Here is a 19,876-nt window from a genome sequence, read left to right as displayed (position 1 = left end):
GTCGCAATACCAGCAAAAACCTTTCGCCGGCAACGACTGCCGGGTGTCCACTCGGCGCGCCATTGGAGGCGGCATCGCGCTTGCATCGTCGGGCGGATTATTCTGTAGCGGCTCCACGGATTTCCCCTTTTCAGACACAGATTCTGCATGGCAAAAGTGCACATTGCCTGAACCCATAATAGCAGGATTGCCGCGTGGCTACAGGGCGTCTTGTGTGTGTTGCCTCACACTTCCACACAAATTTCCGTCTCTACAGAGGGAGAAAAAATCTTTAAATTGAAATGGAAAAAATGATAGCAGTGATAAAGAAATGACATCGGCAAGGCAACGTAGCGCCGTTCATCTGATATGGCCGCATAATCGCCAACCTGTACCTGTTCGCCTTGCATTGCTTCCCAGAGAATCCAATGCATCAACAAGGGAGGCCATATGTGGGGCTTGACGGCGCTGGAGCTGGCGCGCATCCAGTTCGGCTTGACGATTTCATTCCATATCATTTTCCCCGCCATCACGATCGGGCTGGCCAGTTACCTTGTCGTGCTGGAAGCGTGCTGGCTGCGCACGGGCCGCAGCGTGTACCGCGACCTGTACCATTTCTGGTCGAAAATTTTTGCCGTCAATTTCGGCATGGGCGTCGTGTCCGGCCTTGTCATGGCGTACCAGTTCGGCACCAACTGGAGTGTCTATTCCGATTACGCCGGTTCCATCACGGGGCCGCTGCTGGCCTATGAAGTACTGACGGCGTTTTTCCTGGAAGCAGGCTTCCTCGGCGTCATGCTGTTTGGCTGGAACCGCGTGGGGCCGGCCTTGCACTTCATGGCGACCGCCATGGTGGCGCTGGGCACGCTGGTGTCTGCCACGTGGATTCTTGCATCGAACAGCTGGATGCAAACGCCGCAAGGCTACGCCATCATCGATGGCCGCGTGGCGCCGACAGACTGGCTGGCCGTCATCTTCAATCCTTCGTTCCCATACCGTCTCGTCCACATGAGCGTGGCTGCCTTCCTCGCCACGGCATTGATGGTGGGCGGGGCCGCCGCGTGGCATTTGTTGCGGGGCACGGACAACCCGGCGGTCCGCAAGATGTTCATGATGGCGCTGTGGATGGTGGCCATCGTGGCGCCCATCCAGGCAATGGTCGGCGATGCACACGGCTTGAATACGCTGAAGCACCAGCCTGCCAAAATCGCCGCCATGGAAGGCCATTGGCAGCATGGCGCACCGGGAGCAGGCGTACCGCTGATCGTGTTTGGCTGGCCGGATATGGAGCGGGAACAAACCCGCTACAAGGTGGAAATCCCCCGGCTGGGCAGCCTCATCCTCACCCACAGCCTCGATGGCGACATCCCTGCGCTGAAAGATTTCGCTCCGCGTGACCGGCCCAATTCCACCGTGGTGTTCTGGTCCTTCCGCATCATGGTGGGATTGGGTGTGCTGATGATTTTTCTGGGCCTAACCGGCCTGCTGCTGCGCTGGCGCGGCACTGTGTGGAGCAACAAGACTTTCTTGCGCTTTGCTGCCGGCATGGGACCTGCGGGCCTGTTCGCCATCCTCGCCGGCTGGTTCACGACGGAAGTGGGCCGCCAGCCGTGGGTCGTGTATGGCCTGATGCGCACCGCCGATGCGGTATCGCCGCACGGCGCAGCGGAACTGGGTACGACGCTGGCGATCTTCATCGCAGTGTACGCCGCCGTGTTCGGTACCGGCATCGCTTACCTGCTGCGGCTGATCCGTAAAGGCCCCGCCACCAATGAGGGCGCGCAGCCGGACACCGGTGGTCCCGGACAGCCGGGCACACCGGCGCGGCCACTGTCCGCGGCACGCAAATCGGACCGCGATGACGCCGCGCTGGAGGAACATTGACATGGGCATCGACCTTTCCATCATCTGGGCCATCATCATCCTGTTCGGCATCATGATGTACATCGTCATGGATGGCTTCGATCTCGGCATCGGCATCCTGTACCCATGCTTCCCGGACCGCCACGAGCGGGATGCCATCATGAACACGGTGGCGCCGGTCTGGGATGGCAATGAAACCTGGCTGGTCCTGGGCGGCGCCGGTTTGCTGGCGGCTTTCCCGTTCGCCTATGCCGTTATCCTCAGCGCGCTGTATTTGCCGCTGATCTTCATGCTGGTCGGCCTGGTCTTCCGGGGCGTGGCTTTTGAATTCCGCTTCAAGGCGCTGGACCATGAACGCCACTTCTGGGACAAGGCATTTATCGGCGGCTCCGTCGCTGCCACGTTTTTCCAGGGCGTGTCACTGGGCGCGTACATCCAGGGCTTTCCCATCCATGGCCGCGCCTTCGCGGGCGGGCCGCTGGACTGGATTTCGCCGTTCGCCTTGTTTTGCGGCGCGGGGCTGCTGGCGGCCTATGCGCTGCTGGGCAGCACGTGGCTGATCATGAAAACCGAAGGCGCATTGCAGGAACACGCTTACCGCATCACGCGCCATCTCGTGTGGGCGCTGCTGGCGGCCATTGCCGTCATCAGCATCTGGACGCCGCTGATCGACGCCCGTATTGCCGCGCGCTGGTTCTCGTTCCCCAACTTGCTGTGGTTTGCACCGGTACCGCTGCTGGTAGCCGTGTGCGCGTGGCGGCTGCTGCGCGCACTGGGCGGGCGCAAGGACCGGCAACCGTTCATTTACACGCTGGCCCTGATCTTCCTCGGTTATACGGGGCTGGGCATCAGCGTGTGGCCACACATCGTGCCGCCGGAAATCTCGATCTGGCAAGCAGCCGCGCCTTCGCAAAGCCAGGGCTTCGCACTAGTGGGCGCGCTGCTGGTCATTCCCGTCATCCTTGCCTATACCGTATGGTCGTATTACGTATTCCGCGGCAAAGTGCGCATTGGGGACGGATATCACTGATGCGCACCTTGTGGCTGAAACGATTGGGCTGGCTGGCGCTGATCTGGTGCCTCAGCGTGGGTGCGCTGGGGCTGGCCGCATTAGCCATGCGCTGGCTGATGCATGCAGCTGGCCTGGGACGGTAGAGAGAGCCCTACACCCCATGCTGCGTCAAGCATGCGCCAGCGCTGCAAGCGGAGCGTGCGGCAGACACCCAAGCCCCTGCAACGTCGCCTCGACAGCTTCGTCCAGTGGCGTGTGCGGCTCATAGCCCAGCGTGGCCACCAGCCTGGCGTTGTCCATGCGCACCGGCTGGCACCACAGGTAGCGCATTTCCAATAATTCGCGCAACGTCGCCACGAACGGCGAGGCGATTTTCAACAGCCACCACGGCAGTGCGCGGATGGCCGGTTCCTTGCCGCCGTGACGCACCACCACGCGCTGGATCGCTGTCAGCATCGCCGTGCCATCCGCATCCCAGTGCCCGCCCATGTGGAACGCGGCGAACGGTTCCAGTTCATTGCGCCTGTCGATCAGCGCCAGCATGGTGCGCGCCACATCGGGCAGATAGGCCCACTGGTGGCCGACGCCCGCATCGCCAGGGTTGCTGACGCTGGCGACAGGCTGCCCCGGTTTCAGCAAGCCTTGCGCAAACCAGCTATTGCCCACTTGCGGCCCAAAGAAATCTCCGGCCCGCACCACCAGCACGCGGCCGCCCTGCTGCGTATACTCGCGCAAACGCTGTTCCATCTGCACCCGGATCGCCCCTTTGCGGGTGGCCGGATGTTGCGGCGACTGTTCCGTCACGGACGGGAACGCATCCGGGCCATAGTTGTACACGGTGCCCGGCAACACCACCAGCGCCCCCGTGCGGCGGGCCGCGGCAATGGTGTTGTCCACCATCGGCAGCACCAGTTTCCCCCAGTTGCGGTAACCGGGCGGATTCACGGCATGCACGATGACGCTGCAGCCTTGCGCCGCATGCGCCACGTCAGCGGCATTCAGTGCATCGCCATTCAGCCACAGCATGCCGCCGCGCTGTTCGGATGCCTGCGCCATGCCCCGCTTCAGCGCTTTGACCGTCCATCCCGCGTCAACCATCTGGCGCGCCACTTCACCACCGACACCACCGCTTGCGCCCAGGACCAGTACTGTTTTCATTGCAACCTCCGTGTTTGAGTTGATGGGTGACAGCGTAGCGGGAACCCGATTCAATTAAAATTGGCGAACATAGACAAGCAGCTATACAAAAATGTATGAAGCAGCCAATTGAATGGGAGTGGTATCGCGCCTTCCTCGGCGTGTTGACGGAAGGATCGCTGTCCGGCGCCGCCCGCGCGCTGGGGATTACACAGCCCACCGTGGGCCGCCATATCGCGGCGCTGGAAAAAGCGTTGAACCTGGTGCTGTTCACGCGCTCGCAGGCTGGCTTGCTGCCTACCGATGCGGCGCGCGCGCTGCAACCGCACGCGGAAGCCATGGCCAGCACGGCGGCGGCGCTGGAGCGGGCCGCCTCTGGTGAAGGCGTCGGCGATAATGGGGAAACTAAGGGCGTCGTGCGCGTCACCGCCAGTGAAATCATCGGCGTGGAAGTATTGCCGCCCATCGTGGCGGCGCTGCGCGAACAGCATCCGGCGTTAAAAATTGAGCTGATGTTGTCGAGCCGAGTACATGATTTATTGCAGCGGGAAGCCGACATTGCCGTGCGCATGACGCCGCCCAAACAGGGCCAATTGATTGCACGTCATGTCGGCAGCGTGGAACTGGGCTTGCATGCCCGCGCGGATTATTTGCAGCGCCAAGGCACGCCGGTACGTATCGAAGACCTGGAGCACCACACGGTCATTGGATTTGACCAGGTTACGCCGTTCATCCGCAAGGCGCTGGCTGCGCTGCCCGATTTCAGCCGCGACGTCTTTTCCATCCGCACCGACAGCGACCTCGCGCAGCTGGCCATGATACGCACCGGCGCCGGTATCGGTTTTTGCCAGGCGCCGCTGGCCCGCCGCGCTCCGGCCCTGGTGCGCGTACTGCCGCAAGCCTTGTCGCTGCGCCTCGATACGTGGATCGCCATGCATGAAGACTTGCGCAACAGCCCCCGCTGCCGGGTGGTATTCGATGCGCTGGCGGCAGGATTGCAGGCTTATTTGGCGTGACCGTGGATTTTTTTTGTATGCTGGTGGAATATACGCCGTGGCCCCTGCGTCTATGCTGGTATCCAAACCAGAAGAAGGAGCACCACCATGAAAAAACTGTCCTTTGCCGCCCTGCTGCTGTCGCTGAGCGCTGCGGCGTTTGCCGGTCCTGCGGATGATGCACGCGCGCACTTTGCCGCCATCGGCGCGGGCGATGTCGACAAGGTGATGGGCGCTTATGCCGAACAGGCGTCGTTTGACTGGATCGGCGGCCCGCTCGATGGCCGCTACAGCGGCGCCAAAGATATCCGCGCACTGTGGGAAAAATTCGCCAAGGCGCAGGGCACGCTGAAAGTCTCCGTCGACAAGGTGGAAGAAGCCGCCAACCCGAAAGGCAGTACGGTGACGGCCAACGTGCTGTTCGAGGGCAAGCAGCCAATCAAGGTGCGTTATGTGCTGGTCTACCGCGACGGCAAGATTGTTGGCGAAACATGGCAAATTGCGCCGGCACTGGCGGTTGCCGCTTCCGGTTCCTGATTTGCCAGCCTGATGGAACGGTCCGCTGCCGCGCAGATGGAGCAATTAATGCTGGGCTGCCTGCCCAGCCTGCGCCGCTATGCGCGGGCGTTGACGGGAGACGCCACGTCTGCCGACGATCTGGTGCAGGACACGCTGGCGCGGGCATGGGAGCGTTCCACTTCATGGAGCGGCATGGGCGACATCCGCCCATGGCTGTTCTCCATCATGCACAATTTGCGCATGGACCTGGCGCGCAAGCCGGCGCTGTCCACGGTGCCGATCGACGATGATGCCCTGGCCATTGCCGATAACCAGCGCCCGCCGGACAGCCTGGCGCTGCGGGACCTGGATAACGCGCTGCGCAAACTGTCGGACGACCACCGGGAAGTGTTATTGCTGGTGGGGCTGGAAGACATGTCGTATGCACAGGTGGCGGAAGTATTGGGCTGTCCGGTGGGCAGTGTGATGTCGCGGCTGTCGCGGGCGCGGGCGAATTTGCGGACGCTGCTTGAGACGGGGGCGGACCAGCCTTTGAGAGTGGTGCGGTAATGAAGAAGCCTTTGATTCCGGATGAAGAGTTGAATGCGTTTGTTGATGGCGAGCTGCCATCTTCTCAACGCGATGACGTGGCGGCGTGGCTGGAGCAGGATCCTTCTGCAGCGGCGACTGCGCGGGCATATGGTGCGCAGGAACTGGGGTTAAAGCAGTTATTTGGTGCGGTGGCGCATGAAGCGGTGCCGGAACGGCTATTGGCGGCGGCACGGGCGCCGGCTGATCCGCAAGCTGCGCCGCTATCGCCTGCGGCACAGGCCATGCAGGCTGTTGCCGCCTTACCTTCCGCGCGCACGGAGCAAGCGTACGGGCCTTTACCACGCTGGTCGCTGTACCGGATGGCGGCAGGTGTACTGCTTGCCGTATGCGGCGGCGCGGCAGGCTGGGTCGCGCACAGCCACTGGCAGGCGCAAACCGGCGTGCAACTGGCCGCGCAGGGCAACGGGCGCGAGGCGGCAGCCATGCCCACCTTTGCCCGGCAAGCAGCAGTGGCCCATGCGGTCTACAGCCCCGACGTACGGCGCCCCGTGGAAATCACGGCAGAGCAGGAAGAACAGTTGGTGACGTGGCTGTCGAAACGCTTGAAAGCCAGCGTACGCCCGCCCAAATTGGGCGCATTGGGCTACGACTTGATCGGCGGCCGCCTGCTGCCGGGCGCCAGCGGCCCTGTGGCGCAATTCATGTACAACGACGCGACCGGACGGCGCATCACGCTGTACGTCTCCGCCGATAACAAGGACAACAAGGACACGGCCTTCCGCTTCGCGCAGGAAGGCGATGTCAGTGTGTTTTACTGGATCGATGGCCGGTTCGGCTATGCGCTGTCAGCCAACATCGGCAAGGCGGAATTGGCCCGGCTGGCGACGGCCGTGTATGGGCAGCTGGAGCACAAGGCAGCCGACTGAATCAGCGCTGTCCTAGCGCATCCAGGTTGTGAAAGAAGCCGGCCATGCGCCGGACTTGAAAAATCGTACTGAAGTCCGATGCCTGGTTTTGTTCGACATACGCGAGGTGGCTGTCGAGCCGGTGCAGAAAGTTGCTCTTGCCGGTATCGACCGAAACCAGGTTCCCGCCCTGCATTTTGAATTCGCCTTCGGGCGGCGGCAGGTAATCCAGCAAATTACCGCCAGGGATGGCGCCAGCCTTGTGCAAGTCCATCATCATCGTGGTGACATCTGCGTAGGAGATGTCTCGGAGGTTGTACTTCTGCATGATCTGCGCCGCCTTGTTCGTGCTTTCGGCACTGCCGGTTTCAGCAACGGTTCTGCCTGCGGCTTTCTGCGAAGTGGTGTATTGGGGGATGGCGGTGTAGGCATTGATTCTCATGCGTGGCTCCCGAGTGATGGCGTGATGCTTTTATTGAGCTAGTTTCATTTCCAAATAGGCAACTTTCTGCAGTTTGCCATGAAACTCGGCTGCCAGCACCTGCGTGAGCCGTAATGCACGTGAGTACACCGTCGCCCGGGGCAAGGTGGCGGGAAGTTTGACAACAAATTACTTACCAATACAGAACCGGCTAAAAATCACCCCCAGCAAATCATCCGGCGTGAACTCCCCGGTAATACTGGACAACTGATTCTGCGCCAGCCGCAATTCTTCCGCGAACAAGTCCAGCGACTGGTCCGACACGGCAGCATGTTCACCAGCCAGATCCAAGTGTTTCGACGCGGACTTCAGCGCGATTAAGTGACGCTCGCGCGCCAGGTACAGCGACTCGCCCGTCTGCTGCCAGCCCGCAATGCGCAGCAATTCCGCGCGCAGCAAATCAATGCCCTGGTGTTCGTGCGCGGACAAATAAATGTGCGTGGCATCTTCCGCCGCATCCACACCCGGCTTGTGGCCAGACAGGTCGATCTTGTTCCACACCCGCACCACCGGCACGCCCTGCGGGAAGTTGGCCACGATGGATTCATCTTGCCGCGTCGGGCCCTGGTCCGCATCCAGCAAGTGCAGGATCACGTCGGCCTTTTCCACTTCGCCCCACGTGCGCTCAATGCCAATGCGCTCCACCAGGTCGGTGGCTTCGTCGTGATGGCGGATGCCGGCCGTGTCGATGATGTTCAGCGGGATGCCTTCGATCTGGATGGTTTCCGATACCTTGTCGCGCGTGGTGCCCGCAATCGGCGTCACGATGGCGACGTCGGCGCCGGCCAGCGCGTTCAGCAGCGACGATTTGCCCACATTGGGCTGCCCCACCAGCACCACATTCAACCCTTCACGCAGCAGCGCGCCTTGCGCCGCCTGGCGGAACACGTTGTCCAGCGCTTCGACGATGCCCGCCAGCTGGCCACGCGCATTGGATTTTTCCAGGAAGTCGATTTCTTCTTCCGGGAAGTCCAGTGTCGCTTCCACCAGCATGCGCAAATTCGTCACGCGCTCCACCAGCGCATGGATGGTTTTCGAGAATGCGCCCGACAGCGATTGCGATGCGGATTTCGCGGCGGCTTCCGTCGAGGCATCGATCAAGTCCGCCACCGCTTCCGCCTGCGCCAGGTCCAGCTTGTCGTTCAGGTAGGCGCGGCGCGTGAATTCGCCGGGTTCCGCCAAACGCAGCCCTGACTCCGCACCCGCTTCCAGCACGCGCTGCAACAGCATTTGCAGCACGATGGGGCCGCCATGGCCTTGCAGTTCCAGCACGTCTTCGCCCGTGTATGAATGGGGCGCCTTGAAGTAAATCGCCAGCCCCTCGTCGATGACGGTGCCATCGGCCTGCTTGAACGGGATGTAGGTGGCGTGGCGCGGTTTCAGGGTTGCGTCGCCGAACAGCGCTTGCGCCAGTGGCTGCAGGTTCTTGCCGGAGGCGCGGACTACGCCAATGCCGCCGCGGCCAGGGGCGGTGGCGATGGCGGCGATGGGGGAGGTGTCGAGTTTCATGTCGTCGATTCTAAAGAAAAAGCCCGTGGGGGACACGGGCCTTTGGTACAGATGCTACATCGTCATCCCCGCGAAGGCGGGGATCCATGCTGAGCCGGCGTCGGCCACGGTCTATGGATTCCTGCCTGCGCGGAAATGACGAGGCACGTGATGGCGTTACTTCGTGTTCGGCGCGAACTTCTTGGTGATCACGTATTGCTGGCCAATCGACAGCACGTTGTTCACTACCCAGTACAGCACCAGGCCGGATGGGAAGAAGAAGAACATCACGGAGAATGCCAGCGGCATGAACAGCATCATCTTCGCTTGTACCGGATCGGTTGGCTGCGGGTTCAGTTTGAACGTCACGAACATCGAAATCGCGTACAGGATCGGCAGCACGAAGAATGGGTCAGGCTGGGTCAAGTCGTGAATCCAGCCCACCCATGGCGCACCGCGCATTTCCACCGACGCATTCAGCACCCAGTACAGCGCCAGGAAGATCGGCATCTGGATCAGGATAGGCAGGCAGCCGCCGAACGGATTGATTTTCTCCGTCTTGTACAGCTCCATCATGGCCTGGTTCAGCTTTTGCGGATCGTTTTTGTATTTGTCGCGGATCGCGGTCATCTTCGGCGTCACGACTTTCATGCGCGCCATGCTGCGGTAGCCGGCTGCGGACAGCGGGAACAGCGCCAGCTTGATCAGGATCGTGAACGCAATGATGGTCCAGCCCCAGTTACCCAGCACGCCGTGCAGGAAACTCATCACCGCTTGCAGCGGCTTGGCGATCATGGTCAGCTTGCCGTAATCCTTCACCAGTTCCAGGCTAGGCGCGACTTTGGTCAGCGCTTTTTCATCCTGTGGGCCGGAATACAGCTTGGCCGTGTTCGACAAGGTAGCGCCAGGGGCCAGCGTGCCCAGTTGTTCCAGCACGCCGATCGCGTACAGGTTGGTGTCGATCTTCTTGGTGAAGATGTCGCGCTGCTGCTTATCCTGCGGCACGAAAGCCGACACGAAGAAGTGCTGCGAAATCGCGATCCAGCCATTGTCCGCCTTGGTCGCGTGGTCTTGTTCCAGCGGCGCGGCTGGGTTTTTCACGTGCGCCGCGTCAGCCTTTTCGATTTTCTCGAAGGTCAGCTTTTCATAGTGCTTGTCTTCCGTGTACAGGGTCGGGCCCGTGTAGCTGGAATTGAACCAGGTGTCGCCTTCCGGCTTGTTGCCGTCGTGGACCAGCTGCATGTACAGCTGCGGCGCCAGCGGTGCTGCCGACACGTTGGTCACGTCGTGACGCACGTCGATCGTGTAGTCGCCGCGTTTGAAGGTGAAGGTTTTCACCAGTTTCACGCCGCCCTGCTCCGCTTCCAGCACCAGTTGCACCTGGTTGCCATCGCCCAGCACACGGGCGCCCGGTTTCGCGGTGAAGCCGCTGGTGTGGTTAGGCAGGCCAGGGGCGCCAACCAGGCCGGTTTGCGCCAGGAATTTGCGGGTGCCTTCTTGCTGGAACAGCACTTGGTTTTTCTTCGGATCGATCTTGTCGCGGTGGTTCAACAGTTCCAGGCGCGTAATCACGCCGCCCAGGGTGTCGATGTCGGCTTTCACCACGTCGGTGGTGATGGTGACGGTTTCACGCTTGAATGGCGCGGCGTCGGTGGCGCCGGATGCGGCGGCAGCGGCGGCTGCACTTGCAGCAATGGCGGCGCTGGACGCCGGCAGGTCCGACTTCTTGGCGGCAGCCGTCGCCGATACCGGCGCAGGCGGTGCGAACATGGAAGGACGGCCGGTGGAGATCATCCAGTTGTTCCAGAGCAGGAACAGCGATGCGCCGAACACGATCCACAGCAGGGTACGTTTATTGAGTTCCATTACGACACTTATCAGGAGTGGTTGCAACCGCAAGCGGTCGAAGAATGCTTGGCCGGGACGGGATCAACCCCGCCCGCGTGCCAGGGGTGGCAGCGGCATACGCGGCTCACTGCCAGCCAGCTGCCCCGCGCAGCGCCGTGGACACGGAGCGCTTCAATCGCGTAATTGGAACAACTGGGGTAAAAACGGCAGCGCGGCCCCAGCATGGGGCTGATGGCTACCTGGTAAAAGCGCAGCAGCAAAGTCAGCAGCTTGCTCATTTGGCAGGATTCACTGGAAACTTCGCCTTCTTTTGGGAGGCAAACAGGCGCGTGAGTTCCTGGCGCAATTCCACCTTGAGTTTGGCGGTCGTGGCCGGCTGGTCTTTGCTGTTGACGGGGCGCGACAAACGCACCACGCAGTCGATAGGAGGCAGAGCGGTCACGCGGAATAATTCGCGGGTGACGCGTTTGATGGTATTGCGCGTAACGGCGCGCGGCGCAAATCGTTTCGCCACCACCACACCCAGCCGCGCGTGCGGCAGCTGGTTGGGGCGGGTGTAGAGGACGAAGTGCGCGCTTTTTTGCGCAGGGCGCAAACGAAAAACGGATGAAAATTCATCCGTTTTTATGATGCGCCGAGCGCGTGCGAAGTCGTGTGAACCTTCGCCTGTCGAGCCGTTCGTCTGAAGGCTGTCCACGCGATCAGCTAACAAGCGGATGGCTTATACCACTGCCAGACGCTTGCGGCCCTTGGCGCGACGCGCGTTCAGAACCTGACGGCCACCACGGGTAGCCATACGAGCACGGAAGCCGTGGGTACGCTTGCGGCGCACTACGGAAGGTTGGTAAGTACGTTTCATGTTGGTCTCGCTGAAAAAGCAAACAAAATCGGGAAAAACGTCCCGTCTTTAAATTGGTGCCAATGACATTTCGCGCACCTATGCCGTCCGGCACAGCTGGGTCCATCTCATCGCCCGCTACTGAATCCACGCTTATCCATATATGTTCATGTGAATAAACACGGCATACGGGCGGGGAACCCTGAATTATCAATAGTTTGGCTACGCTTGTCAACCATCAAGGTGCTTGTGGCATGCCGGCGCCTTGCCGGATTACGCGCTTTGCGCTAATCCGGCCTACATCCTATTGCGTTTTCCACCACACCACCCGCTGTAGGCCGGATTAGGCACAGCCGTAATCCGGCAAGCAGGCCACGGTGCATTTTCAGCCACAAATCGCCCGCAGAGTATACCCTCCAAACACAAAAAAAATCCCCGCGCGCCTGTGGATAACCTTGTGCATAGGGAGTAGAATAGCGCGTTACGCTCGGCGATCGGACCGCCTAGCAGCACTCTTAGAGATAGACGATTCAATGGAAAATTTCTGGCAGACCTGTTCCGCGCAACTGGAACTGGAACTGACACCGCAACAATTCAATGCGTGGATTAAACCGCTGGTTCCCCTCGATTTCGAGGAGGGCAAGTTACGCATTGCTGCGCCTAATCGCTTCAAGCTGGACTGGGTCAAATCCCAGTTCGCCAGCCGCATCACTGCGCTCGCCTGCCAGTATTGGGAAGCGCCGACGGAAGTCCAGTTCGTACTGGACCCGCGCCTGTCCGCTAAAAAACCGCCGGTGGCCACTGCCGCCGCAGCCGCCTTTGGTGCGTCCGATGCGCCGAACGCCGCCAGCGGCACTGGCGCGCCGGCAGCACCGGCCATCACCGGCATCTCGAACGCCGTGCAGGAAAACCTGGCCAATTCGCCGCGCCGCGAACAAAGCCGCATCAACACGGACCTGACGTTCGACAGCTTCGTGACCGGTAAGGCCAACCAGCTGGCGCGCGCCGCCGCGATTCAAGTGGCGAACAATCCGGGCGTGTCGTACAACCCGCTGTTCTTCTATGGCGGCGTGGGCCTCGGTAAAACCCACTTGATCCACGCGATCGGCAACCAGGTGATGGCCGACCAGCCAAACGCCCGTATCCGCTACATCCACGCGGAACAATACGTGCGCGACGTGGTGACGGCGTACCAGCGCAAAGGCTTCGACGACTTCAAGCATTACTACCACTCGCTGGACATGCTGCTGATCGACGATATTCAATTCTTCGGCGGCAAGAGCCGCACGCAGGAAGAATTCTTCTATGCGTTTGAAGCGCTGATCGCGGCCAAGAAGCAGATCATCATCACGTCGGACACGTATCCGAAAGAGATCACTGGCATGGATGACCGCCTGATTTCCCGTTTCGATTCGGGCCTGACGGTGGCGATCGAGCCGCCGGAACTGGAAATGCGCGTGGCGATTTTGCTGAAGAAGGCGAAGTCGGAAGGCGTGACCCTGAACGATGACGTGGCCTTCTTCGTGGCCAAGCACCTGCGTTCGAACGTGCGTGAACTGGAAGGCGCGCTGCGCAAGATCCTGGCTTACTCGCGCTTCCATGGCAAAGACATTTCCATCGACATCGTCAAGGAAGCGCTGAAGGATTTGCTGTCGGTGCAGAACCGCCAGATTTCTGTGGAAAACATCCAGAAGACGGTGGCGGACTTCTTCAACATCAAAGTCGCCGACATGTATTCGAAGCGCCGCCCCGCCAACATTGCGCGTCCACGCCAGATCGCGATGTACCTGGCCAAGGAATTGACGCAAAAGAGTTTGCCGGAAATCGGCGAACTGTTCGGCGGCCGCGACCACACGACCGTGCTGCACGCCGTGCGCAAGATCGCCCAGGACCGCACCAAGAACCCGGAATGCAACCACGAACTGCACGTGCTGGAGCAGACGCTGAAGGGTTAATGAGGATGCTGGCCTGCATGCATGCCGGATTACGCTGCGCTAATCCGGCCTACGGAACCCACGCGGTACGGGATACGGAACAGTGCTGTAGGCCGGATTAGCCGAAGGCGTAATCCGGCAATGCGCCACAAAAATTGTTGTAATAAGAATATCGTTAATTTTTCATTGAGGATACACCCATGCAATTGGTCAAAACCACCCGAGATACGCTACTCCGGCCACTGCAGATCGTGAGCGGTATTGTCGAGCGTCGGCACACTATGCCGATTCTGGCCAATATCCTCATCCGCAAAGACGGCGAAAGCGTATCGTTCCTGTCGACCGACACCGAAGTGCAAATCACCACGCACGCGGAAATCGGTTCCGGCGCCGAAGTGACCGGCACCACTGTGGCAGCGCGCAAGCTGCTGGACATTCTGCGCGCGCTGCCGGAATCGGGCGACGTGACGATGACGTTGCTGAACAAGCGCCTGACTGTGCAAACCGGTAAATCGCGCTTCGCGCTGCAAACCCTGGCGGCCGAGGAATTCCCGACTGTGCAACAAGCCGACAGCTACAACGCCTCGTTCTCGCTGCCGCAAAAAACCCTGAAGCACCTGTTCAACATGGTGCACTTCTCGATGGCGCAACAGGACATCCGTTACTACCTGAACGGCCTGCTGCTGGTGCTCGATGGCCAGAACGTGATCGCCGTGGCGACCGACGGCCACCGCCTGGCGTTCTGCCAGGTAGCGACGGAGCAGACGTTCGAGCGCCAGGAAGTCATCATCCCGCGCAAGACCATCATCGAACTGCAACGCCTGCTGGAAGAAAGCGACGAGCCGGTACAGCTGGACATCGCCGCCAACCAGGTCAAGCTGACCTTCTCCGACATCGAACTGATTTCGAAACTGGTGGAAGGCAAATTCCCTGACTACACGCGCGTGATCCCGAAGGGTTACAAGAACGATTTCACGATTTCGCGCGACGAGCTGCTGCGTTCCTTGCAGCGCGCTGCGATCATGACCAGCGATAAATTCAAAGGCGTGCGCTGCATCCTGGCGCCAGGCAGCCTGAAAATCAGCTCGACCAACGCGGACCAGGAAGAAGCCGTGGAAGAACTGGAAATCGATTACGGCGGCGACGCGATCGACATCGGCTTCAACGTGACGTACCTGCTGGACGTGCTGAACAACCTGAAGTGCGACCAGATCAACATTTCGCTGGGCGATTCGAATTCGTCGGCGCTGATTTCGATTCCTGAAAATCAGGACTTCAAGTACGTCGTCATGCCGATGCGTATTTGATACGACAGCACAGCAATACAGCATAAACAGTTTCGTTTTAGAGAAAGCAGTCCATGTCCGAAAGCCAACACGAAAATCCAGCACCAGCAGCACCGAAGGCGGAAGAATACGGCGCGTCGTCGATCCAGATCCTGGAAGGGCTGGAAGCAGTCCGCAAACGTCCAGGCATGTATATCGGTGACACTTCGGACGGCACCGGCCTGCACCACCTGGTGTTCGAGGTGCTGGACAACTCGATTGACGAAGCGCTGGCCGGCCACTGCTCGGAAATCCACGTCACGATCCACTCGGACAATTCGATCTCCATCACCGACAATGGCCGCGGCATTCCGGTCGGCCTCAAAATGGACGACAAGCACGAACCAAAGCGCTCCGCTGCGGAAATCGTGCTGACGGAATTGCACGCGGGCGGCAAGTTCGACCAGAACGCATATAAAGTGTCGGGCGGCCTGCACGGCGTGGGTGTGTCTTGCGTGAACGCGCTGTCGAAACTGCTGCGCGTGACGATCCGCCGCGATGGCAAAGTGCACCAGATGGACTTCGTGCGCGGCATCCCGCAAAACCGTGAAATCGAAATGCGCGACGGCGTGGCCGTGTCGCCTATCAAGGTGATCGGCGAAACCGACAAGCGCGGTACCGACGTGCACTTCTGGGCCGACGAAGAAATCTTCACGCACGTGGAATTCCACTACGAGATCCTGGCCAAGCGTATCCGCGAACTGTCGTTCCTGAACAATGGCGTCAACATTAAATTGACCGACCAGCGCACCGGCAAGGAAGAAATCTTTGCGTTCGAAGGCGGTACGCGCGGCTTCGTTGAATACATCAACAAGGCCAAGACCGTGCTGCACCCGACTGTGTTCCAGGCCGTGGGCGAACGCCAGTCGGACCAGAACACGACGATTACCGTGGACGTGTCGATGCAATGGAACGATGCGTTCAACGAGCAAGTGCTGTGCTTCACGAATAACATCCCGCAGCGCGACGGCGGCACCCACCTGACCGGCCTGCGCGCCGCGATGACGCGCGTGATCAACAAATACATCGACGAGAACGACTTCGCCAAGAAAGCGAAAGTGGAAATCTCCGGCGACGACATGCGCGAAGGCTTGACGTGCGTGCTGTCCGTGAAAGTGCCGGAACCAAAATTCTCGTCGCAGACCAAGGACAAGCTGGTGTCGTCCGAAGTGCGCGGCCCGGTGGAAGAAATCGTCGCGAAAACGCTGACCGACTTCCTGATGGAAAAGCCAAATGACGCGAAGATCATTTGCGGCAAGATCGTGGAAGCCGCACGCGCCCGCGAAGCTGCCCGCAAGGCGCGCGACCTGACCCGCCGTAAAGGTGTGATGGACGGCCTGGGCCTGTCGGCCAAGCTGGCGGACTGCCAGGAGAAGGATCCTGCCCTGTCCGAACTGTACATCGTCGAGGGTGACTCTGCAGGCGGCTCCGCCAAGCAGGGCCGCGACCGTAAATTCCAGGCGATCTTGCCTCTCCGAGGCAAAGTCTTGAACGTGGAAAAGGCGCGCTTTGAAAAGATGCTGTCGTCCGAGCAGATCACGACGTTGATCGCGACGCTCGGCACGTCGATCGGCCCGGACGAATTCAATCCCGATAAACTGCGCTACCACCGCATCATCATCATGACCGATGCGGACGTCGACGGCGCCCACATCCGCACGCTGTTGCTGACGCTGTTCTACCGCCAGATGCCGCAGCTGGTCGAACGTGGCCACATCTACATTGCGCAGCCGCCGCTGTACAAGGTCAAGGCAGGCCGCGATGAGCGTTACCTGAAGGATGACCTGGAAGAAGCGGGCTACATGATGACGGTGGCGCTGAACACCGCCGTGCTGACGCCGCGCGAAGGCGCGGAAGTGATCCAGGGCGAAGCGCTGGGTGCGCTGGCAGAGAAGTACAACCTGTCCAACGCCATCATGACGCGCCTGACCCGCGTGATCGACCGCGCCGCGCTGACGGCCATCATGACGGGCGTGAAGCTGAACCTGGACACCATCGAAGGCGCGCAAGCATCGGCGCAGGCAATGGCGGAAAAGATCAATGATCCTTCGGTCAAAGTGTCGGTGCGTTCGGATGAATTGTCCGAGAAGCACATGCTGTGGATCGAGCGTATGCACCACGGTAACGTGAAAGTATCGGCCATCGATGCGGACTTCGTGCAAGGCGCGGATTACCGTGTGCTGGCTGATGCCGCAGCGACGTTCGAAGGCTTGATCGGCGAAGGCGCTGTGATTCGCCGTGGCGAAGGCGAACGCACCAAGGAATCGGCAGTAGTCGACTTCCACCACGCGATGCAGTGGCTGCGTGATGAAGCGGAACGAGTCGTGTCCAAGCAGCGCTATAAAGGTCTGGGCGAGATGAATCCAGAGCAGCTGTGGGAAACCACGATGGACCCGACCGTGCGCCGTCTGTTGAAAGTGCAGATCGAAGACGCGATTGCCGCGGACCAGATCTTCACGACCTTGATGGGCGATGACGTGGAGCCACGCCGCAACTTCATCGAGACCAATGCGCTGCGTGCGGGTAACATCGACGTTTGATACGCTTGACACGTTGAGCAAAAAAGCCAACCCTTTGAAGGTTGGCTTTTTTTTGGCCATGCCACCGCTTCTTCCATAAGGTTTGAATTTGAACACTGCGCTTTCTACGCACCGCGATCCCAAGCGAATGAGCACCGCCTTGGTGCTGTCGCTGGTGATTCATGCTGCGCTGTTAAGCGTGACGTTTGGCGGGACGTCGTTTGGCATTCCGGGCCTGCATTTGCCGTGGAAAGAAAGGCGGCTGGGCGCGAATGATTTGCGGATTGTGCTGGAGATGGGGCCTGCGCCTGCTGCACCGGCAGCGCCTCCGGTATCTGCGGCACCTGCCATTGAACCGCCTGCAGAACGTGCCGATGCCACTGCCCCGGTGCCTGCCCTTGCTCCGGTCCCAGTCCCTGTATCTGCGCCAGCAATTGCTGCGGTACCTCCGCCGTCTCCTTCGCCGGCATTACAGCCAATCACGGCCCTCCCCGCCGCGGCATCGCACGGCTTTTCCGTTCCAAGCAAGAGCATCCCCATCATCGATAAGCGCCCTGTGCCGGTCGAGCAAGAGACTTCGGTGCCGAATCTCGCCAAGGTCGAACGGGAACAGCAGGAAGCCGAACGGCTGCGGGAAGTTGAACTGATTACTTCCGCTCGAAAGCAAGAAGAAGCGCGCCGTGAAGCGTTTCGCGTGGAGCAGGCCAAGCAGGACGAACTGGCACGGCAGGCTGCGGCGCAGCTGGAATTGGAGCGCGCGGAAGCTGCGCGGCTGGAGGCTGAACGGCAAAGGCTGGCGCGGCAAGTAGAGATGCGCCAGGAAGCGTTGCGGCAAGAGCAGGCGAAACAGGCTGAGCAAGCGCGCGTTGAGGCTGCCCGGTTGGAGCTGGAGCGGGCCGAGGCCGCACGGCTGGAGGCTGAGCGGCAAAGGCTTGCCCAGCAAGAGCAATTACGCCGGGAAGCGCTGCGGCAGGAACAGGCCAAGTTGGCTGAACAAGCGCGGTTAGAGGCCGCCAGAAAAGAACTGGAACGCGCCGAGACTGCCCGATTGGAAGCGGAACGGCAAAAGCTGGCGCGGCAAGAGGAGATGCGCCGGGAGGCGTTACGGCACGAACAGGCAAAGCTGGCCGAGCAGGCGCGTCAGGAAGCGGCCCGGAAAGAAGTGGAACGGGCTGAAGCTGCCCGTGCTGAGATTGAGCGCCAGAGGCTTGCCCAGCAAGAGCAATTGCGCCGGGAAGCGTTGCGTCAGGAACAGGTTCGGCAGGAAGAGGCTGCGCGGCAGAATGCAGCTCGGCTGGAACAGGCAAAGCTGGAGGAAAAGGCTCGCCAGGAAGCTGCTCGTTTGGAGCAAGAGCGTGCCGAGGCGGCGCGTAAGGAAGCCATACGTGCGGAACAGGCGAAGCAGGCTGAGGCGGCAAGGCAGGCTGCTCAGAATCAGGAAGCAGCACGCCAGGAAGCGCTGAAACAAGAGGCGGGCCGTCAAGAAGCCGCCAAGCTAGACGCTGCGCAACAGGCTCGCCTCAAACAGGAACAGGCGCAGCGTGAGAAGGCTGAGCGGGAAGCACAACGCGAAGAACGTCTGCGCGCAATTGGCCGGCAGCTCAATGAAGAGGCGGCACAGCGTGATGCGGCGAGCCGTAACTCATCATTACCGTCAGCTAGCGGCCTGCGCCGCGGCTGGCTCCTGGGACGCGCTGATGCGAATGCTGATTTCGTGCTCTATGCGGAAGCCATGGCCAAGAAGATTGAGATGAATATGACGTTTGACACAGTGAAGGAAGTGATCAAGCAGAAGCATGTGTCGCCAGTCGTGACTGTGGCGATTCGGGCGGATGGGTCGGTGGAGAAAGTGACGTTTGTGGTTTCCAGCGGAGTGCCGGCGATTGATGAGGCTGTGCGTAAGGTGGTGGCTAGCCAGGCGCCGTATGGGGCGTTTCCGCCGGGGTTGGCGCGGCAGTATGACGTGGTGGAGATTCGTAGGACTTGGGTGATGGATACGGCGGTGAGGTTGCAATAGGCAAATTACTCATATCTCGATAATTCCATTCCCAAATGAAAAGGATTCTCAGCAAAGGTGCCCAGGATTCCAGCTTGCTCCGATGAAGGCTCTAAAAATTCTTGAAGTCGGCGACGCAAAGTAGCTTCATCTTTCAATTCGCACTCCCAAACAACTAGTACGGACCACCCTGCCGCGTTCAACTTGGCTATATTTTCCACGTCACGAATTTTTGTGCGCTCCAGCTTGGGCAGCCAATAAGACTGGTTCGACTTTGGCGGGCGTACTAGACGACACCCATGTTGATGCCAAAAGCAACCGTGAACAAATATAACTTTCCTTCTTCCGACAAAAGTAAGGTCTGGCTTACCCGGAAGTAGGTACTTTAGCCTATAACGCATCCCAAGCTGGCGAACAAGACGACGCACAATTACCTCAGGCAACGTGTCCTGACTTTTAATTGCACGCATATTTTTACTTCGACGCTCTGCGTCAATATTATCCAC

General features: G+C 60.2%; 19 protein-coding genes. 11 read left to right on the top strand and 8 right to left on the bottom strand.

Going from position 1 to position 19,876, the window contains the following annotated elements; genetic code table 11:
• Positions 1–429: 429 nt before the first annotated feature.
• Genes GM668_RS26570 through GM668_RS26560 form a run of 3 tightly spaced genes read left to right on the top strand, consistent with a single transcriptional unit; the run spans position 430 to position 2,997 of the window.
• Complete coding sequence (locus GM668_RS26570; RefSeq protein ID WP_155441991.1) at positions 430–1,863, top strand: cytochrome ubiquinol oxidase subunit I; 1,434 nt, start codon at positions 430–432, stop codon at positions 1,861–1,863.
• Between the two features lies 1 nt (position 1,864).
• Positions 1,865–2,872 carry a cytochrome d ubiquinol oxidase subunit II gene (gene cydB, locus GM668_RS26565; RefSeq protein WP_155441990.1) on the top strand — a complete coding sequence of 336 codons (1,008 nt, stop codon included), beginning with the start codon at positions 1,865–1,867 and terminating at the stop codon, positions 2,870–2,872.
• The gene (locus GM668_RS26560; protein WP_155441989.1) at positions 2,872–2,997 is read left to right on the top strand and encodes a DUF2474 domain-containing protein; all 126 of its coding nucleotides are present in this window, start codon (positions 2,872–2,874) and stop codon (positions 2,995–2,997) included. Before cydB ends, GM668_RS26560 begins: the two co-directional genes overlap by 1 nt.
• 25 nt (positions 2,998–3,022) lie before the next feature.
• Here GM668_RS26560 and GM668_RS26555 read toward each other — a convergent pair whose 3' ends face one another.
• Positions 3,023–4,012 (bottom strand): NAD-dependent epimerase/dehydratase family protein, encoded by a 990-nt coding sequence (locus GM668_RS26555; RefSeq protein WP_155441988.1) that lies wholly within the window; start codon positions 4,010–4,012, stop codon positions 3,023–3,025.
• Between the two features lie 95 nt (positions 4,013–4,107).
• On the opposite strand from GM668_RS26555, the gene GM668_RS26550 reads away from it, so the two are divergent.
• The 4 genes from GM668_RS26550 (at position 4,108) to GM668_RS26535 (ending at position 6,962) form a co-directional block, all read left to right on the top strand.
• Positions 4,108–5,007 carry a LysR family transcriptional regulator gene (locus tag GM668_RS26550; protein ID WP_155441987.1) on the top strand — a complete coding sequence of 300 codons (900 nt, stop codon included), beginning with the start codon at positions 4,108–4,110 and terminating at the stop codon, positions 5,005–5,007.
• Positions 5,008–5,094: 87 nt separating this feature from the next.
• Complete coding sequence (locus GM668_RS26545) at positions 5,095–5,523, top strand: nuclear transport factor 2 family protein (RefSeq protein WP_155441986.1); 429 nt, start codon at positions 5,095–5,097, stop codon at positions 5,521–5,523.
• Positions 5,524–5,535: 12 nt separating this feature from the next.
• A complete protein-coding gene (locus tag GM668_RS26540; RefSeq protein ID WP_229499943.1) occupies positions 5,536–6,054 on the top strand; it encodes an RNA polymerase sigma factor in 519 nt (172 codons plus the stop codon).
• Entirely contained in the window at positions 6,054–6,962 is a 909-nt protein-coding gene (locus GM668_RS26535) for an anti-sigma factor family protein (protein WP_155441985.1), read from the top strand. The genes GM668_RS26540 and GM668_RS26535 overlap by 1 nt, the downstream gene beginning before the upstream one ends.
• Before the next feature lies 1 nt (position 6,963).
• Here the strand turns inward: GM668_RS26535 and GM668_RS26530 are convergent, their stop codons facing one another.
• The 6 genes from GM668_RS26530 to rpmH all read right to left on the bottom strand — a co-directional run bounded on the left by GM668_RS26530 (position 6,964) and on the right by rpmH (position 11,617).
• Positions 6,964–7,383: a hypothetical protein gene (locus GM668_RS26530; RefSeq protein ID WP_155441984.1), complete on the bottom strand. Its 420-nt coding sequence runs from the start codon at positions 7,381–7,383 to the stop codon at positions 6,964–6,966.
• Positions 7,384–7,551: 168 nt separating this feature from the next.
• The gene (mnmE, locus tag GM668_RS26525; protein ID WP_155441983.1) at positions 7,552–8,931 is read right to left on the bottom strand and encodes a tRNA uridine-5-carboxymethylaminomethyl(34) synthesis GTPase MnmE; all 1,380 of its coding nucleotides are present in this window, start codon (positions 8,929–8,931) and stop codon (positions 7,552–7,554) included.
• 156 nt (positions 8,932–9,087) lie between these two features.
• Positions 9,088–10,776, bottom strand: a complete 1,689-nt coding sequence (yidC, locus tag GM668_RS26520; RefSeq protein WP_155441982.1) for a membrane protein insertase YidC — start codon at positions 10,774–10,776, stop codon at positions 9,088–9,090.
• A gap of 11 nt (positions 10,777–10,787) precedes the next feature.
• Positions 10,788–11,036 carry a membrane protein insertion efficiency factor YidD gene (yidD, locus tag GM668_RS26515; RefSeq protein WP_155441981.1) on the bottom strand — a complete coding sequence of 83 codons (249 nt, stop codon included), beginning with the start codon at positions 11,034–11,036 and terminating at the stop codon, positions 10,788–10,790.
• On the bottom strand, positions 11,033–11,455 hold the full coding sequence (rnpA, locus tag GM668_RS26510; RefSeq protein ID WP_170305856.1) for a ribonuclease P protein component: 423 nt from the start codon (positions 11,453–11,455) through the stop codon (positions 11,033–11,035). Before rnpA ends, yidD begins: the two co-directional genes overlap by 4 nt.
• Before the next feature lie 24 nt (positions 11,456–11,479).
• Complete coding sequence (rpmH, locus tag GM668_RS26505; RefSeq protein ID WP_078035393.1) at positions 11,480–11,617, bottom strand: 50S ribosomal protein L34; 138 nt, start codon at positions 11,615–11,617, stop codon at positions 11,480–11,482.
• Between the two features lie 512 nt (positions 11,618–12,129).
• On the opposite strand from rpmH, the gene dnaA reads away from it, so the two are divergent.
• The 4 genes from dnaA (at position 12,130) to GM668_RS26485 (ending at position 19,391) form a co-directional block, all read left to right on the top strand.
• The gene (dnaA, locus tag GM668_RS26500) at positions 12,130–13,551 is read left to right on the top strand and encodes a chromosomal replication initiator protein DnaA (protein WP_155441979.1); all 1,422 of its coding nucleotides are present in this window, start codon (positions 12,130–12,132) and stop codon (positions 13,549–13,551) included.
• A gap of 179 nt (positions 13,552–13,730) precedes the next feature.
• A complete protein-coding gene (gene dnaN, locus GM668_RS26495; protein WP_155441978.1) occupies positions 13,731–14,837 on the top strand; it encodes a DNA polymerase III subunit beta in 1,107 nt (368 codons plus the stop codon).
• Positions 14,838–14,890: 53 nt separating this feature from the next.
• Positions 14,891–17,395, top strand: coding sequence for a DNA topoisomerase (ATP-hydrolyzing) subunit B (gene gyrB, locus GM668_RS26490; RefSeq protein ID WP_155441977.1), 2,505 nt, complete (start codon positions 14,891–14,893; stop codon positions 17,393–17,395).
• A gap of 127 nt (positions 17,396–17,522) precedes the next feature.
• Complete coding sequence (locus GM668_RS26485) at positions 17,523–19,391, top strand: TonB C-terminal domain-containing protein (protein WP_155441976.1); 1,869 nt, start codon at positions 17,523–17,525, stop codon at positions 19,389–19,391.
• 5 nt (positions 19,392–19,396) lie between these two features.
• On the opposite strand, the gene GM668_RS26480 is transcribed toward GM668_RS26485, so the two are convergent.
• Positions 19,397–19,876: a very short patch repair endonuclease gene (locus GM668_RS26480; RefSeq protein ID WP_170305853.1), complete on the bottom strand. Its 480-nt coding sequence runs from the start codon at positions 19,874–19,876 to the stop codon at positions 19,397–19,399.

The organism is Pseudoduganella ginsengisoli, assembly GCF_009720865.1.
Taxonomy (GTDB): domain Bacteria; phylum Pseudomonadota; class Gammaproteobacteria; order Burkholderiales; family Burkholderiaceae_D; genus Rugamonas; species Rugamonas ginsengisoli.
This window is presented reverse-complemented; position numbering and strand designations above follow the sequence as displayed.